At 71.0% G+C, this 15572-nt stretch carries 13 protein-coding genes; 8 read left to right on the plus strand and 5 right to left on the minus strand.

Going from position 1 to position 15572, the window contains the following annotated elements:
- From ACOKGD_RS06065 to ACOKGD_RS06075, 3 genes are read right to left on the minus strand one after another with little or no spacing between them, the layout of a single operon-like run.
- Entirely contained in the window at nucleotides 1–3699 is a 3699-nt protein-coding gene (locus ACOKGD_RS06065; protein ID WP_342335085.1) for a nitrate reductase subunit alpha, read from the minus strand.
- 34 nt (nucleotides 3700–3733) lie between these two features.
- Nucleotides 3734–4852: a DUF4349 domain-containing protein gene (locus ACOKGD_RS06070; protein WP_342335084.1), complete on the minus strand. Its 1119-nt coding sequence runs from the start codon at nucleotides 4850–4852 to the stop codon at nucleotides 3734–3736.
- A complete protein-coding gene (locus ACOKGD_RS06075) occupies nucleotides 4852–5391 on the minus strand; it encodes an RNA polymerase sigma factor (RefSeq protein ID WP_342335082.1) in 540 nt (179 codons plus the stop codon). The genes ACOKGD_RS06070 and ACOKGD_RS06075 overlap by 1 nt, the downstream gene beginning before the upstream one ends.
- Nucleotides 5392–5695: 304 nt before the next feature.
- Between ACOKGD_RS06075 and ACOKGD_RS06080 the strand changes: the two genes are divergently transcribed.
- The 7 genes from ACOKGD_RS06080 to ACOKGD_RS06110 all read left to right on the plus strand — a co-directional run bounded on the left by ACOKGD_RS06080 (nucleotide 5696) and on the right by ACOKGD_RS06110 (nucleotide 13360).
- Complete coding sequence (locus ACOKGD_RS06080; RefSeq protein WP_342335081.1) at nucleotides 5696–6694, plus strand: TerC family protein; 999 nt, start codon at nucleotides 5696–5698, stop codon at nucleotides 6692–6694.
- Nucleotides 6695–6938: 244 nt separating this feature from the next.
- Nucleotides 6939–8405: a 3-isopropylmalate dehydratase large subunit gene (gene leuC / locus ACOKGD_RS06085; RefSeq protein WP_342335080.1), complete on the plus strand. Its 1467-nt coding sequence runs from the start codon at nucleotides 6939–6941 to the stop codon at nucleotides 8403–8405.
- Between the two features lies 1 nt (nucleotide 8406).
- Complete coding sequence (gene leuD, locus ACOKGD_RS06090) at nucleotides 8407–9003, plus strand: 3-isopropylmalate dehydratase small subunit (protein ID WP_342335079.1); 597 nt, start codon at nucleotides 8407–8409, stop codon at nucleotides 9001–9003.
- Nucleotides 9004–9088: 85 nt separating this feature from the next.
- Nucleotides 9089–10456 carry a UDP-N-acetylglucosamine 1-carboxyvinyltransferase gene (murA, locus tag ACOKGD_RS06095; protein ID WP_342335078.1) on the plus strand — a complete coding sequence of 456 codons (1368 nt, stop codon included), beginning with the start codon at nucleotides 9089–9091 and terminating at the stop codon, nucleotides 10454–10456.
- A 9-nt stretch (nucleotides 10457–10465) separates the two neighbouring features.
- A complete protein-coding gene (locus ACOKGD_RS06100; protein ID WP_342335077.1) occupies nucleotides 10466–11209 on the plus strand; it encodes a lysophospholipid acyltransferase family protein in 744 nt (247 codons plus the stop codon).
- Between the two features lie 59 nt (nucleotides 11210–11268).
- Complete coding sequence (locus ACOKGD_RS06105) at nucleotides 11269–12360, plus strand: NAD(P)H-dependent glycerol-3-phosphate dehydrogenase (protein WP_342335540.1); 1092 nt, start codon at nucleotides 11269–11271, stop codon at nucleotides 12358–12360.
- Nucleotides 12266–13360, plus strand: coding sequence for a D-alanine--D-alanine ligase family protein (locus ACOKGD_RS06110; protein ID WP_342335075.1), 1095 nt, complete (start codon nucleotides 12266–12268; stop codon nucleotides 13358–13360). The genes ACOKGD_RS06105 and ACOKGD_RS06110 overlap by 95 nt, the downstream gene beginning before the upstream one ends.
- A gap of 6 nt (nucleotides 13361–13366) precedes the next feature.
- Here ACOKGD_RS06110 and ACOKGD_RS06115 read toward each other — a convergent pair whose 3' ends face one another.
- Nucleotides 13367–13846, minus strand: a complete 480-nt coding sequence (locus ACOKGD_RS06115) for a DUF3515 family protein (protein ID WP_342335073.1) — start codon at nucleotides 13844–13846, stop codon at nucleotides 13367–13369.
- 142 nt (nucleotides 13847–13988) lie between these two features.
- Between ACOKGD_RS06115 and thiL the strand changes: the two genes are divergently transcribed.
- Nucleotides 13989–14987: a thiamine-phosphate kinase gene (gene thiL, locus ACOKGD_RS06120; protein ID WP_342335071.1), complete on the plus strand. Its 999-nt coding sequence runs from the start codon at nucleotides 13989–13991 to the stop codon at nucleotides 14985–14987.
- On the opposite strand, the gene ACOKGD_RS06125 is transcribed toward thiL, so the two are convergent.
- Nucleotides 14957–15553: an RsmD family RNA methyltransferase gene (locus tag ACOKGD_RS06125; RefSeq protein WP_342335069.1), complete on the minus strand. Its 597-nt coding sequence runs from the start codon at nucleotides 15551–15553 to the stop codon at nucleotides 14957–14959. The genes thiL and ACOKGD_RS06125 overlap by 31 nt on opposite strands.
- Between the last annotated feature and the right edge of the window lie 19 nt (nucleotides 15554–15572).

A 15572-nucleotide genomic window follows, 5' to 3' on the forward strand; every position in this document is an offset into this window, starting at 1 on the left:
CTAGTACTTCACGTCCTGCGAGCGGCGCCGGATGGTCGCCACGATGTCCCGCTGGTTGCCCGTCGGGCCGAGGTAGTTGAACGCGTACGACAGCTGCGCGTATCCGCCGATGAGGTGCGTCGGCTTCACCAGCAGGCGCGTCACCGAGTTGTGGATGCCGCCGCGACGCCCCGTGGCCTCGGACTTGGGGACGTCGATGGTGCGCTCCTGCGCGTGGTGCACGTAGACGACACCCGCCGGCATGCGGTGCGAGACGATCGCCCTGGCCACCATGACGCCGTTGGAGTTGACGCACTCGACCCAGTCGTTGTCGGCGGCCCCGATGGCCTTCGCGTCGTCGGGGCTCATCCAGACGGTGGGGCCGCCGCGCGAGAGCGAGAGCATAAAGAGGTTGTCCTGGTACTCCGAGTGGATCGACCACTTGGAGTGCGGGGTGAGGTAGCGCACCACCACCTGCTGCGCGCCGTCGGGGCCGAGCTTGGCCTCGCCGAACAGCCGGTGCATGTCCAGCGGCGGGCGGTAGATCGGCAGCGCCTCGCCGAGGTCGCGCATCCAGTCGTGGTCGAGGTAGAAGTGCATCCGCCCCGTGAGGGTGTGGAAGGGCTTCAGGCGCTCGATGTTCACGGTGAAGGGCGCGTACCTCCGGCCCCCGGTCTCGGATCCGGACCACTCGGGGGAGGTGATCACGGGGACGGGCGCGGCCTGGGTCATGGCGAACGTGATCCGCTTCTCCTCCGAGCCCTCCGCCAGGTCGGCGAGGGGCTTGCCCACCCGCTTCTCGAGCGTGCGGAACCCCTGGGCGGCCAGCTCGCCGTTGGTGGTGCCCGAGAACGTCAGGATCGCCTGGGCGAGCTTCTGGTCGGTGTCGATCGCCGGGCGCCCCGCCGCGGCACCGCGATCCATCACCCCGTTCTCGTGCGCCAGCCGCGTCACCTCATGGGAGACGTCGTAGGTGACGTTCTTGATGGTGAAGCCGAGCTTGTCCGCCAGCGGGCCGATGGTGGCGAGCTGATCGGCGATCGCGGTGTAGTCGCGCTCGATGACGGTGAAGCTCGGCATGGTCTTGCCGGGGATGGGGGCGACATCGCCCCGCGACCAGTCGCGCACCGCGCCCCCGGGCTGCGCCGTCTCGCCGGCGGTGTCGTGCTGCAGGGGGACCGAGACGAGGTCGCGGCGCGTGCCGAGGTGCGTGGCGGCCTGCCTCGAGAACTCGCGGGCGATGGCGTGGAACAGGTCGAAGTCGCTCTTCGCCTCCCACGGGGGATCGATCGCCGGGGTGAAGGCGTGCACAAACGGGTGCATGTCGGTGGACGAGAGGTCGTGCTTCTCGTACCAGGTGGCCGCGGGGAAGACGACGTCCGAGAGCAGGGTGGTCGAGGTCATCCGGAAGTCGGCCGACACCAGCAGGTCGAGCTTGCCCTCCGGGATGTCGTCGTGCCACACGATGTCCTTCGGGCGCACCGCGGCCTCGTCGGAGGCCATCGAGTTGCTGTGGGTCCCGAGCAGGTGCTTCAGGAAGTGCTCGTTGCCCTTCGCGGACGATCCCATGAGGTTCGACCGCCACAGCGTCAGGAGGCGCGGCCAGTTCTTCGGTGCATCCACATCGGAGATGGCCGGGGTGATCTCACCCGACACGAGCGATTGCGCGACGTAGGACGCGGCATCGTCCGCCTCGCCCGCCTCGACGGCGGCCGCCGCCCGGTCGGCGAGGTCGAGGGGGTTCACGTCGAACTGCGGATAGAACGGCATCCAGCCGAGCCGGGCCGACTGCGCGATCGTGTCGGCGGTGTGCATGCCCTCCAGATGGCCCTCAGCCAGGGGAGAGGCCAGCGCGTCGGCCGAGTAGCCGTCGAAGCGCCACTGGTCGGTGTGCATGTACCAGTACGCCGTGCCGATCATCGTGCGCGGCGGGCGGTTCCAGTCGAGCGCGTTCGCGAGCGACAGCCAGCCGGTGATCGGGCGGCACTTCTCCTGGCCCACGTAGTGCGCCCAGCCGCCCCCGTTGCGCCCCATCGCGCCCGTGAGGATCAGCAGGGCGAGGATCGCCCGGTACGTCGCGTCACCGTGGAACCACTGGCAGATGCCCGCGCCCATGATGATCATCGTGCGGCCCTGCGAGTCGATCGAGTTCTTCGCGAACTCCCGCGCGATGCGTGTGCACGCCTGCGCCGGGACCCCGGTGATCTCCTCCTGCCACGCGGGGGTGTACGGCACCTCGGCGTCGTCGTATCCGCTCGGCCACACACCCGGCAGCCCGTCGCGGGCCACGCCGTACTGGGCGAGCATCAGGTCGAGGACCGTCGTCACCAGGCGCCCGCCGACCCGCAGGGCGGGCACCCCGCGGCGCAGGACGTCGCCCGAGCCGTCCGCCGCATCGAAGCGGGGGAGCAGCACCTCGACCGCCGCGCTCGCCGCGGAGAGGTCGCTGATCGACAGCGCGGGCGTGACGCCCTCGAGGTCGAGATTCCAGCGGCCCTCGCCGGAGTCGGCGTAGCGGAAGCCCATGGATCCGTTCGGCACGCGCGCCTCGCCGGTGGCCTCGTCGAGGACCACGGTCTTCCACTTGTCCTCGTCGGTGGTGCCCCCGAGGTCGGCGGAGGTCAGGAACGTACCCGGCACGTAGGCGCCGTCGCGCGAGACGAGTTCGATGAGGTGCGGGAGGTCGGTGTACGTGCGCGCGAAGTCGGCGAAGAACGGCTCGCGGTTCTTCACATAGTGCTCGGTGAGCATCACCTGGCCCATGGCCATCGCGAGGGCGGCGTCGGTGCCCGCCTGGCACGGCAGCCACTCGTCGGCGAACTTGGTGTTGTCGGCGTAGTCGGGGCTGACCGTGACGACCTTCGTGCCCCGGTAGCGGACCTCGGCCATCCAGTGCGCGTCCGGGGTGCGGGTGACGGGGACGTTCGAGCCCCACATCATCAGGTAGGTCGCGTCCCACCAGTCGCCCGACTCCGGCACGTCCGTCTGGTCGCCGAAGACCTGCGGGCTGGCAACGGGGAGATCGGCGTACCAGTCGTAGAACGAGGTCATCACGCCGCCGATGAGCTGCGTGAACCTCGTGCCGACGCAGTGCGACACCATCGACATCGCGGGGATGGGCGAGAACCCGGCGACGCGATCCGGCCCGTACTCCTTGATCGTGTGGACGTATCCGGCGGCGGTCAGCTCGACGGCCTCCTGCCAGGTGGCGCGCACGAGGCCGCCCTTGCCCCGGGCCTGCTGGTAGCGCCGGCGCGACTCGGGGTCGGTCGTGACCTCGTGGAAGGCGAGGACGGGGTCTCCGGTGCGCGCCTTCGCGGCGCGGTACTCCTCGAGCAGCACGCCGCGGACGTACGGATAGCGGACGCGGGTGGGGGAGTACGTGTACCAGGAGAACGCGGCTCCGCGCGGGCAGCCGCGGGGCTCGTACTCGGGGCGGTCGGGCCCGACGCTCGGATAGTCGGTCTGCTGCGCCTCCCACGTGATGATGCCGTCCTTGACGTACACCTTCCACGAGCAGGAGCCCGTGCAGTTCACGCCGTGGGTCGAGCGGACCACCTTGTCGTGGCTCCAGCGATCGCGATAGAACACGTCGCCTTCGCGCCCGCCCTTCAGGAACTCTGCGCGGTGATCGGCGGTCTGCTCGCGCCGGGTGAAGAACCTTCCGGTGGCGAGCAGAGCGTCGGTCGCGGGGCCATCCACACCGATGCGGGGCGTCATGCCGCAGACGATAGCGACGGCGACACGCCCGGCGCTAGGGCCCCTGTGTGGTTCCTGAACTCTCGGTGACGCGGGCCCGACGCGATCGGCGTGTCGCTCGACGGACGCCCCAGAGAAGGAGGAGGATCACCGCCGCCACGCCGAGCCAGGGGAGCAGGAAGCCGAGCGCGATCACGATGCCATTGAGCGTGGCGAGCAGGCCGTCCCATCCCGCGGCGAGCCCGTCTCCGAAGCCAGCCGGATCGGCCTTCACCGGCGGCGCCTCGGTCACCAGCGACACCGACAGCGTCGACATGGCCACCTGGCCCTCGAGGGAGGCGAGCTGCTGCTGGAGCGACTCCAGCTCGGCCTGCCGCTGCGAGAGCGTCGTCTCGACCTGCACCAGATCGGCGACGTCGCCCGCCTGGGCGAGCAGGTCGGTGAGGCGCGAGACCGACGCCTGGGCGGCCTCGATCCGCGCGCGCAGGTCGATCGCGGTCGTGGTCACGTCCTCGGCGGACACGCGCCTGCTCGTCACCTCGCCCACCTCGTCGAGGTCGGCCATCACGGCGTCGAGCGTGTCGGAGGGGATCCGGATCGAGACGAAGCCGCCGTCCTCGGGCACCCACACGGACATGTCGTCCGTCTGCTCCGGGCCGACCACGGACCCGTCCGCGCCCACCGACTGCAGCTGCACCCAGCCCTGGTGGTCGGCTGCCAGCCCGACGATCTCCTCGACCGCGGCGGAGGCGTCGTCGACGACGATCGTCGCCGTGCCGGTGCGGATGATGTCCCGCCCCTCCGAGGGCGCCGCGACATCCGTGGGCGAGCCCCCGGCGGTGGTGCCGTCCGCGCCGCCACCCTGCGCATCCTCGGCCGGACCGGGCGCGCGCTCCGGCACGACCCCGGGGGCCGACTGGGCGCCGCCCCCGTCGGCCGCGTCCGTGGCGCCCTCGCCGGCGAGCCCACCCAGCACGGCGGGCGAGATCACCGCTGCCACGGCGACGATCGCGGCAGCGAGCCCCACGCCCTGCCAGAGGCGCCGGCGGCGCGCTCGGGCCGTGCGCGGGGGGCGCCGCTCCTCGCGGATCGCCTCGAACACCCGGGCCTCCATGCGCCCGATGGTCTCCTCGGAGACCTCTGGCAGCGTGTCATCGTGCGAGATCGCATCCATCACGATGCCTCCTCCGTCACAGCGGTCCGCAGTCGCGTGCGGATGCGGGAGAGACGGTTGCGGACGACGCCGTGGGCCACTCCGAGCTCGTCGGCGGCCGCCTGGTACGCGAAGCCCTCTCCGACGCAGAGCCGGAAGATGCGCTGATCCAGCTCCGACAGGTCGCCGACGGCCCGCAGGATCCGGTCGGCGAGGTCGGCATCGATCACCTGCTGCTCGATGTCGACGCCGTCCGGGGCGCGGTCATCCAGCTCGTCCGCCCGCGCGCGCCTCAGCGCGCGCAGCCGGTTCGCGGCCTGGAAGCGGCAGATCGTCGCCAGCCACGGCAGCAGCGAGTCACCGGCCAGCTCGAATCCGCCGAGCTTCCGCCAGGCCACCACGAAGGTCTCCTGGGTCACGTCCTCGGCGTCCGCGGGCGAGCGCAGCAGTCCGTGCGCGATCCAGTAGACGGGGCGCGCGTGCCGCCGGTACAGCAGGCGGAAGGCGGCCTCGCTTCCGCCCGCCGCGCGCCTGACGAGCGCGGCATCGCTGTCGGCCATGTCGTCCATCGTCGTCCGATTCCTCGCGCGGACCGGGGTCGGTCCGCGTCATCTCTCACCCTGTCAGTGTCGGGGCCGGGCGGATCGTCTCGATCCGGTGACGGCCGATTCCCCGCTGCCGACACATCCTCGATACCCAGCGCGGGCTATCCTGGGATCTGCGAGAGGGAGTATCCCGTCAACGCGCGCTCGTCATCACGGATCTCGACGGTGGGATCCCGGGCCGCGCCGCCGTCGCCGGCGGGGGAGAGACTCTCGTCTCTTCGCCGAGCCTCCCTGCGGGGCCCGTACCCGAAAGGCCCGAATGGACCTGTACCTCCCCTTGTGGTTCGAGATCGGATCGCTCGTCGTGCTGACGCTGATCCTGCTCGCCGACCTGCTGATCATCCTGAAGCGCCCGCACATCCCCTCGACGAAGGAATCCACGCTGTGGGTGGTGTTCTACATCGTCCTGGCGCTCATCTTCGCGATGCTGATGTGGAACATCGCGGGCCCGGACTACGGCCAGCAGTTCCTGCTCGGCTGGATGACCGAGTACAGCCTCTCGATCGACAACCTCTTCGTCTTCGTGCTGATCATGGGCCAGTTCGCGGTGCCCAGGAAGCTGCAGCAGGAGGTGCTGATGGTGGGCATCATCATCGCGCTCGTGCTGCGCGGCGCGTTCATCCTGCTGGGTGCGACGCTCATCGAGAACTTCTCGTGGATCTTCTACGTGTTCGGCGCCTTCCTCGTCTACACGGCGATCCGCCAGGCGCTCCCCGAGAAGCTCGAGGACGACGAGAAGCAGGAGAACGCCATCGTGCGGTTCCTCCGTCGCTTCATCGACATCAGTGACCACTACGACGGCAAGAAGCTGCGCACCGTCGTCAACGGCAAGCGCTTCTTCACGCCGCTGCTGCTGGTGTTCGTCGCGATCGGCGTCACCGACCTGATGTTCGCGATCGACTCCATCCCGGCCATCTACGGCCTGACGCGGAGCCCGTTCATCGTGTTCACGGCGAACATCTTCGCCCTGATGGGCCTGCGCCAGCTGTACTTCCTGCTGGGCGACCTGCTCGAGCGCCTCAAGTACCTGCACTACGGCGTGGCCTTCATCCTGTTCTTCATCGGCGTGAAGCTGTTCTTCCACGCCATGCACGAGAACGAGCTGCCCTTCATCAACAACGGCCAGCACATCGACTGGGCCCCGGAGATCAACAACTGGGTCTCGCTGGCGGTGATCGTGCTGTCCATGGCGGTGGCGACGGTGGCGAGCCTCATCTCGTCGGCGCGCACGAAGCGCAAGGCCGACATCGAGGCCTGACGCCCCGCGTCTGCGCAATCTGACAGGCGGCGCGGAGATCTGCTGAGAGGCAGGATCTCCCCGCCGCCTTCGTCTGTGCACTCTGTGCACCGGGCGTCCCCTTTCGAGGCAGGATGTTAGGCTCTGTCCATGCGGTTCGCCGGAGTTCTTCTCCTTCTGCGCCGCGGCGGGATCCTTCTCTAGGCCTCTCCCCGTCGCGGAGTCCGTCGTGCAGGCCGATACGCGAACCACCCGGAGAAGAATCATGAGCGACAGCATTTCCGCCCGCCCCCGCACCCTGGCCGAGAAGGTCTGGGACGACCACCTGGTCGTGAAGGGCGAGGCCGGCCAGCCCGACCTGATCTACATCGATCTGCACCTGGTGCACGAGGTCACGAGCCCGCAGGCCTTCGACGGCCTCCGCGCCGAGGGACGCCCGGTGCGCCGCCTCGACCTGACGATCGCGACCGAGGACCACAACACCCCGACGCTCGACATCGACAAGCCGATCGCCGACCTGACCAGCCGCACGCAGATCGAGACGCTGCGCCGCAACGCCGCGGAGTTCGGCGTCCGCCTGCACTCGCTCGGCGACAAGGAGCAGGGGATCGTCCACGTGGTCGGCCCCCAGCTCGGCCTCACGATGCCGGGCATCACGGTCGTGTGCGGCGACAGCCACACGTCGACCCACGGCGCCTTCGGCGCGATGGCCTTCGGCATCGGCACGAGCGAGGTCGAGCACGTGCTCGCCACGCAGACGCTGCCCCTGAAGCCCTTCAAGACCATGGCGATCAACGTCGAGGGCACGCTGAAGCCCGGCGTCACCGCCAAGGACATCATCCTCGCCGTCATCGCCCAGATCGGCACCGGCGGCGGGCAGGGCTACGTCCTCGAGTTCCGCGGCAGCGCGATCCGCTCGCTGTCGATGGAGGGGCGCATGACGATCTGCAACATGTCCATCGAGGCCGGTGCCCGCGCCGGCATGGTGGCCCCCGACGAGACGACGTTCGCCTACCTGAAGGGCCGCGACCACGCGCCCCAGGGCCAGGACTGGGACGACGCCGTCGCCTACTGGAAGACGCTGCCCACGGACGAGGGCGCGACGTTCGACGCCGAGGTCCACCTGGACGCCGATGCCCTCGAGCCGTTCGTGACCTGGGGCACCAACCCGGGCCAGGGTGTGTCGCTGAGCGACGTCGTGCCGACGCCCGCCGAGATCGCCGACCCCAACGAGCGCGCCGCAGCTGAGCGCGCCCTCGAGTACATGGACCTCGTCGCCGGCACCCCGATGAAGGAGATCCCGGTCGACGCGGTCTTCATGGGCTCGTGCACGAACAGCCGGATCGAGGATCTGCGCGCGTTCGCGTCGATCATCGAGGGCAAGAAGAAGGCCGACGGCGTGCGGGTCATGGTCGTCCCGGGCTCCGCCCGCGTGCGGCTGGAGGCCGAGGCCGAGGGCCTGGACAAGATCATCACGGAGTTCGGCGCCGAGTGGCGCTTCGCGGGCTGCTCGATGTGCCTGGGCATGAACCCGGACCAGCTCGCCCCGGGCGAGCGCTGCGCCTCGACCAGCAACCGCAACTTCGAGGGGCGCCAGGGCAAGGGCGGTCGCACGCACCTGGTGTCGCCGCTGGTCGCGGCGGCCACCGCCATCCGCGGCACGCTGTCGAGCCCGTCGGACATCGGCGTCGCCGATGCGGATGCGCTCACCACGATCGGGGCGGAGGCCTGACATGGAGAAGTTCTCGACTCACACCGGTATCGCCGCGCCCCTGAAGCGCTCGAACGTCGACACCGACCAGATCATCCCCGCCGTGTTTCTGAAGCGCGTCACCAAGACCGGCTTCGAGGACGCGCTGTTCCACGGCTGGCGTCAGGACCCCGAGTTCGTCCTGAACCAGGCCCCGTTCCAGAGCGCCTCGATCCTGGTCGCCGGCCCCGATTTCGGCACCGGATCGAGCCGCGAGCACGCCGTCTGGGCGCTGCGCGACTACGGGTTCAAGGTGGTCCTCAGCCCCCGCTTCGCGGACATCTTCCGCGGCAACTCGGGCAAGCAGGGCCTGGTCACGGGCATCATCTCCGAGGACGACCTGGAGCGCTTCTGGGCTGCCATCGACGCGCAGCCCGGCGTCGAGATGACGGTCGACCTGACCGCGCGAACCGCCCGTATCGGCGACTTCACTGCCTCGTTCGACATCGACGATTACACTAGGTGGCGGCTCCTCGAAGGGCTCGACGACATCGGGCTCACGCTGCGCAACGCAGACAAGATCGCGCAGTTCGAGGCACGCCGTGAGGCGTGGAGGCCGCGGACGACACCCGTCTCGTGACCCTGCCGGGGCCCTGTGGGGCCCCGGACTCGCCCGATAAATCCAGCGGCCGACCGCCGCGAGATCTCCAGTGAGGCACCATCACATGACTCTTATCGGCGAGGCGAAGACTCCCGGCACCCCCGCGTACGCGTCGGGCGAGGTTCTCGAGATCCGCGGCGGGCGACAGCTCCGGGGCCAGGTCGACGTGCGCGGCGCGAAGAACCTCGCGACCAAGGCGATGGTCGCCTCGCTCCTCGGCGAGACCCCGAGCATCCTGCGCGACGTGCCGGATATCCGCGATGTCGAGGTCGTGCGCTCGCTCCTCGAGGTGCACGGCGTGCACGTCTCCGAGGGCGACGAGGCGGGCTCGCTCGTGCTCGACCCGTCCGATGCCAAGTCGGCGAACTTCGAGGAGATCGACGCGCACGCCGGGTCGTCGCGCATCCCGATCCTGTTCTGCGGGCCGCTGCTGCACCTGCTCGGCCAGGCGTTCATCCCGGACCTCGGCGGCTGCCGCATCGGCGACCGCCCGATCGACTTCCACCTCGACGCGCTCCGCCGGTTCGGGGCGATCGTCGACAAGCAGCCCAGCGGCATCCGCCTCTCGGCGCCCGAGGGCCTGCACGGCGCCTCCATCGAGCTTCCGTACCCGTCGGTCGGCGCCACCGAGCAGGTGCTGCTCACCGCCGTCCGCGCGAAGGGCGTCACCGAGCTGCGCAACGCCGCCATCGAGCCCGAGATCATGGATCTGATCGGCGTGCTGCAGAAGATGGGCGCGATCATCTCGTACGAGCCCAACCGCGTGATCTTCATCGAGGGCGTCGACGAGCTCCGCGGCTACGACCACCGCTCGCTGTTCGACCGCAACGAGGCCGCATCGTGGGCCTGCGCCGCCCTGGCCACCGACGGCGACATCTTCGTCAAGGGCGCCCGCCAGTACGAGATGCTCACGTTCCTGAACGTGTACCGCAAGGTCGGCGGCGACTTCGACATCACCGACGACGGCATCCGCTTCCACCGCGGGAAGGCGCCGCTGAAGGCCATCACCGTCGAGACGGACGTGCACCCCGGCTTCATGACCGACTGGCAGCAGCCGCTGATCGTGGCGCTCACGCAGGCCAACGGCGAGTCGATCGTGCACGAGACCGTCTACGAGAACCGCCTCGGCTTCACCCGCGCGCTCAACCAGATGGGCGCCGACATCGTGGTCCACGAGCAGGGCCTCGAGGGCGAGAACCGCCGCGTCCCGCGCCGCGCGCTCGAGCAGGCCGCCGTCATCAACGGCCCGACGCCGCTCCGCGGCGCCGACATCGTCGTTCCCGACCTCCGCGGCGGCTTCAGCTACGTGGTCGCCGCCCTGGCGGCCGAGGGCACCTCGCGCGTGTCGGGCGTCGGCATCATCCGTCGCGGGTACGAGAAGTTCTTCGAGAAGCTCACGGCTCTCGGCGCCGACTTCGACGTCGTCGGCTGAGAGCGGGCGATGTCGTCTCCTGAGAAGAGCCGGCCGAGCTGGTTCTGGCCGCTGGCCGGGATCGTGGTGCCGATCGTCGGGCTCATCGCCCGGATCCGCATCACCGGCGCCGAGAAGCTCCCCGCCGAGGGCGCCTACGTGATGGCACCGAACCACGTCAGCGAGCTCGACCCGGTGATCGTCGCCGCGGCGGTCTGGCGTCTGGGCCGCGCGCCGCGGTTCATGGCGAAGGAGAGCCTGTTCCGGGTGCCGGTGCTGGGCGCCGCGCTGCGGGCGACGGGCATGGTGCCGGTGGCACGCGCCTCCTCGCGCGACGGGGCCCGTCAGACGATGACGCAGGCGACGGCGCTCGTCGAAGCGGGCCGCGGGGTGATCGTCTACCCCGAGGGCACGCTCACCCGCGACCCCGAGCTCTGGCCGATGCGCGGCAAGTCGGGCGCAGCCCGCCTCGCCCTCGCCGGCGACATGCCCCTCATCCCCGTCGCGCACTGGGGGGTGCAGAACATCATGGGCCGGTACTCCCGGGGACTCAGCCTCTGGCCGCCGCGCAAGCTCGTCCGCGTGGCGATCGGCGACCCCGTCGACCTCTCCGATCTCAAGGGCCGTCCCAACGACCCGGCCGCGATCACCGAGGCGACGAGCCGCGTGATGCACGCCATCACGCTGCTGCTGGAGGGCCTTCGCGACGAGAAGGCCCCGGAGTCCCGGTGGGATCCGACCTCGCACGGTCAGTCCGAGACGGGCCGACTGTGAGCCGCCCTCCCGCGGGGCGCCCGCAGTCCGGCCGCCGCTCCGAGGCGCCCAAGGTCGCGGTGATCGGCGCCGGCAGCTGGGGCACGACGTTCGGCAAGGTGCTGGCCGACGGCGGCGCTCAGGTCACGATGTGGGCCCGTCGTCCCGAGCTCGCGCTCGAGATCGACGAGGCCAAGCGCAACTCGAAGTACCTGCCCGGCATCAACCTGCCTCGGTCGGTGCACGCCACCGCCGACCTCGCGCGCGCGATCGACGGCGCGACCCAGATCTACCTCTCCGTGCCGAGCCAGTCGGCGCGCGAGACGCTGCAGGCGATGCGTCCCTACGTGGGCGACGACGCGATCCCGCTCGTCAGCCTGATGAAGGGCGTCGAGAAGAAGACGAACCTGCGTATGAGCCAGGTGATCGAGCAGGAGCTGCGCTGCGACCCGGCGCGGATCGCGGTGGCCAGCGGCCCGAACCTCGCCCTCGAGATCGCGAAGCAGCAGCCCACGGCCGCGGTGATCGCCTCGAGCAGCCAGGACACGGCCGACGCCGTCGCCCGCCGCGCGCGCAACGACTACTTCCGCAGCTTCGTGAACACCGACGTGATCGGCACTGAGTTCGGCGGCGTGCTGAAGAACCTCATCGCCGTCGCGATCGGCATCGTGGACGGCGTCGGCTACGGCGAGAACACGAAGGCCTCGATCATCACCCGCGGTCTCGTCGAGATGACCGACTTCTCCGTGGCCTACGGCGCCCAGCCCGGCACCCTGCAGGGCCTGGCGGGTCTGGGCGACCTGATCGCGACGTGCCAGTCTCCGCTCAGCCGCAACAACACCGCCGGCCGCCTGCTCGGCCAGGGGTACAAATTCCAAGAGGTCATCGCGCAGATGAACCAGACGGCCGAGGGTCTCGGGTCCGTCGGTCCGATCCTGCAGCTCGCCCGCGAGGCGGGCGTCGAGATGCCCATCGTGCAGCAGGTGAAGATGGTGCTCGACGGCCGGATGAAGCCGCGCGACATCGCGCCCCACCTCACGACAGACGACGACACGCCCCAGGGCGAAGGGACGCAGAATGGCCAGGACGACCGTGGCGGTGCTCTTCGGAGGGCGCTCGAGCGAACACTCGATCTCTTCCGCGACGGCGGGCGGGGTCCTCGGAGCCATTGATCGCGAGCGCTTCGATGTGATCCCGGTCGGGATCACCCGCGAGGGCGTCTTCGTGCTGGAGCAGGACGATCCGGCGCGGTTCGCGCTGGATGCCGCGCACCTGCCCGAGGTCGTCGACAACGGCACCCGGATCCTGTGGCCATCGGGCGGCGGCGACCGCACCCTGCGCGTGCGCCGCGAGGACGGCTCGGTGGACGTGCTCGCCGAGATCGACGTGGCGCTGCCGATCCTGCACGGCCCGCACGGCGAGGACGGCACGATGCAGGGCTTCCTCGACGTGCTCGAGATCCCGTGGGCCGGCGGCGGTGTGCTCGACTCGGCCATCGGCATGGACAAGCACTTCACCAAGATCGCGCTGCGGTCCGAGGGCATCCGCGTCGCGCCGGGCTTCACGGTGCGCGCCACGCGCTGGTCGGCCGACGCGCAGGGCGTGCGCGACGAGGTCGCCGCCCTCGGATACCCGGTGTTCGTCAAGCCCGCCCGCGCGGGGTCGAGCGTCGGCGTCTCCAAGGCGCAGGACGCCTCCGAGCTCGACGCGGCGATGCGCACGGCGCTGGCCGAGGACGACAAGGTGCTGGTCGAGACCGGCATCGTCGGCCGCGAGATCGAGGTCGCGATCCTGGAGGGCCGCGACGGCGGGCGCCCGCGCGCCTCGCAGCCCGGCGAGATCGTGCTCACCACCCGCGACTTCTACGACTTCGAGGGCAAGTACCTCGGCGGCGACGGCGTCGAGACGGTGTGCCCGGCCGCGCTCACGCCGGAGCAGACCGAGACCATCCGCGAGATCGGCCGGCGCGCGTTCGAGGCCCTCGACGGCCGCGGTCTCGCGCGCGTGGACGTGTTCCTCACCGGCGACGGCGAGGTCATCGTCAACGAGGTCAACACGATGCCCGGCTTCACGCCGATCTCGATGTTCCCGCAGTGCTGGATCGCGTCGGGCATGACCTACGCCGAGCTCATCACCGAGCTGCTGGAGCTCGGGATGGCGCGCGCCGCCTGAGCCGGCTCAGTCCTGCGGGACGGGGGTGGCGTCCTCGAGCGCGACGCACGACGACGTCGGCTCGATCGGCTTCACGATCCGGCTGATCGCCGGGAGGATGTCCGAGGGGCTGATCACCTCGGTGTCCACGAACACCTGGGTGGCGGGGTTGCGGCCGTAGGTGGTGATGCGCTGCATCGGGAACTCGGCCGTGTCGACGACCCAGTCGACGCCCTCGAACGTGACGCACTGGAGCGTGCTCGGGCCCGGGACCTCGACGCCGCAGCTGACGACCACCGCGGTGGGCTCGCCCCAGGCTCCGGTCGCCTGCGCGTCGGTCCAGCGGCGGTCGAGCTCGCCGAAGGAGTCGGGCAGGCGCACCGTCACATCGGCGCAGAGCGGGTTGTTCGCGTCGTCCGCGGCGGGCAGAGACACCGTCGAGGCGCAGCCGGCCAGGGCCGTCGCGGCGAGTCCGAGGGTGACCAGAGCGGCGAGACGACGAAGCACCCCCTCAGCCTACGTTCGCGCGCTGGGCGCCCGGTGTGTCGGACGAGCCGCTGCCATCAGGCGGTCGGCGGCACAGGCGGTCCGCGACCGCCCGCGGCCGCGGCCCCGGGTCGATCGCGGCGCCGCGGGATAGCCTGGACGGATGCATGAAGGCGCCCCCGCGGATCCGACCATCGGCGAGCTGAGCGAGGGCGAGGTGCTCGCCCGGATCGCGGCGCGCACCGGGCGTGCGGCCGCGGCCCTCGTCGGGCCCGGCGACGACGCGGCGGTGGTCGCCACCCCGAGCGGGTCGGTCGTCGCCACCACCGACACCCTTGTGCACGGACCCGACTTCCGCCTCGCGTGGTCGAGCGGCTACGACCTCGGCTGGAAGGCCGCCGCCGTCAACCTGGCCGACGTCGCCGCGATGGGCGCGCGCCCCACGGCGCTGCTTGTGGCGCTGGCGATGCCGAACGACACCCGGATCTCGTTCGTCGAGGCGCTGGCCGACGGCCTGCGCGAGGCGTGCGACGCCCTGGCGCCCGGTTGCGCGGTCGTCGGCGGCGACCTCACGGTCTCGGCCACCCTGACGCTCGCCATCACCGCGCTGGGCGACCTCGACGGTCGCGCCCCCGTGCTGCGCTCGGGCGCACGGCCGGGCGACGTCGTCGCGGTCGCGGGCGAGCTGGGCGTCGCGGCTCGCGGGCTCGCGATCCTGTTCGACAGGTTCCGCGACGGCTCGGGCGCACCCGTCGCCGTCGAGGGTGCGCTGCTGGCGTCCGGCGAGCACGCCGCGCTGAGGGGCCAGCTGCGCCCGTCGCCGCCCATCGGCCTCGGCGTTATGGCGGCCGTGGCCGGCGCGCACGCGATGATGGATGTCTCGGACGGTCTCGGGCTGGACGCGCGCCGGATGGCGGAGTCCTCGCGCGTCACGATCGACCTGGATCCGGCCGCTCTCGGCGACGACCCGGTGCGCGCGATCGAGGGCGGGGAGGATCACGCCCTGCTGGCCACGTTCGGCGACGACGTGCTGCCCCCGGGGTTCCGCGCCATCGGCCGCGTGGTCGACCGCGGCGAGGCGCCCGTGACGGTCGCCGGGCTCGCCTACGGGGGCCCGGGAGGCTGGGATCCCTACCGGGACTGGGACTCGGTCTCGGGCTGAGCGGCCGGGCGGCCCCACCACAGCGCGGTGTCGCCATACGCACGGTCGCGGATCGGCTCGAGCCCGGCCGCGGCCCAGCCGGGCGCGCCGGAGCGGGCGGAGCGCTCGACGATCACCAGGGCGTCGGGGGACAGCGCGCCCCGCAGCGCGGCGAGGTTCTCGTCGAGCTCGGCGGCGGGCAGATCGTAGGGCGGGTCGAGGAACACCAGGTCGAAGGGCCCGCTCGCCCCGCGCAGCCAGCTGCCGACCGGGTTCGCGTGGACGCGGACCGCAGGGGCGCCGTCGCCGATCGACCGCCGCACGTTGTCGGCGTTGCGGCGGGCGACGGCCGCGGCGCTCTTGGCCCGTTCGACGAGGTCGACGGAGCCGGCACCGCGGCTCGCGGCCTCGAGGCCGAGGGCCCCGGATCCGGCGTACAGGTCGAGCACGCGGGCGCCGTACAGCGCGTCGGCCGACTCGAGGGCACCGAAGAGGGATTCGCGCACGCGGTCGCTGGTGGGCCGGGTGCCGGCGGAGGGCACGTCGAGGCGCACGCCGCCCGCGGCCCCCGCGATGATCCTGGTCACCGCTCCACGGTAGCCGCTG

Origin of the sequence: Microbacterium phosphatis (assembly GCF_049177115.1) — a bacterium.
Classification (GTDB): Bacteria; Actinomycetota; Actinomycetes; order Actinomycetales; family Microbacteriaceae; genus Microbacterium; species Microbacterium phosphatis.

What these genes read in the sequence shown, in the direction of transcription:
- leuD (WP_342335079.1), top strand. Translation starts at nt 8,407, where the DNA reads ATGGAGAAGTTCTCGACTCACACCGGTATCGCCGCGCCCCTGAAGCGC.
- ACOKGD_RS06110 (WP_342335075.1), top strand. Translation starts at nt 12,266, where the DNA reads ATGGCCAGGACGACCGTGGCGGTGCTCTTCGGAGGGCGCTCGAGCGAA.
- ACOKGD_RS06070 (WP_342335084.1), bottom strand. Translation starts at nt 4,852, where the DNA reads ATGGATGCGATCTCGCACGATGACACGCTGCCAGAGGTCTCCGAGGAG.
- murA (WP_342335078.1), top strand. Translation starts at nt 9,089, where the DNA reads ATGACTCTTATCGGCGAGGCGAAGACTCCCGGCACCCCCGCGTACGCG.
- ACOKGD_RS06080 (WP_342335081.1), top strand. Translation starts at nt 5,696, where the DNA reads ATGGACCTGTACCTCCCCTTGTGGTTCGAGATCGGATCGCTCGTCGTG.
- ACOKGD_RS06065 (WP_342335085.1), bottom strand. Translation starts at nt 3,699, where the DNA reads ATGACGCCCCGCATCGGTGTGGATGGCCCCGCGACCGACGCTCTGCTC.
- ACOKGD_RS06075 (WP_342335082.1), bottom strand. Translation starts at nt 5,391, where the DNA reads ATGGCCGACAGCGATGCCGCGCTCGTCAGGCGCGCGGCGGGCGGAAGC.
- ACOKGD_RS06100 (WP_342335077.1), top strand. Translation starts at nt 10,466, where the DNA reads ATGTCGTCTCCTGAGAAGAGCCGGCCGAGCTGGTTCTGGCCGCTGGCC.
- leuC (WP_342335080.1), top strand. Translation starts at nt 6,939, where the DNA reads ATGAGCGACAGCATTTCCGCCCGCCCCCGCACCCTGGCCGAGAAGGTC.
- thiL (WP_342335071.1), top strand. Translation starts at nt 13,989, where the DNA reads ATGCATGAAGGCGCCCCCGCGGATCCGACCATCGGCGAGCTGAGCGAG.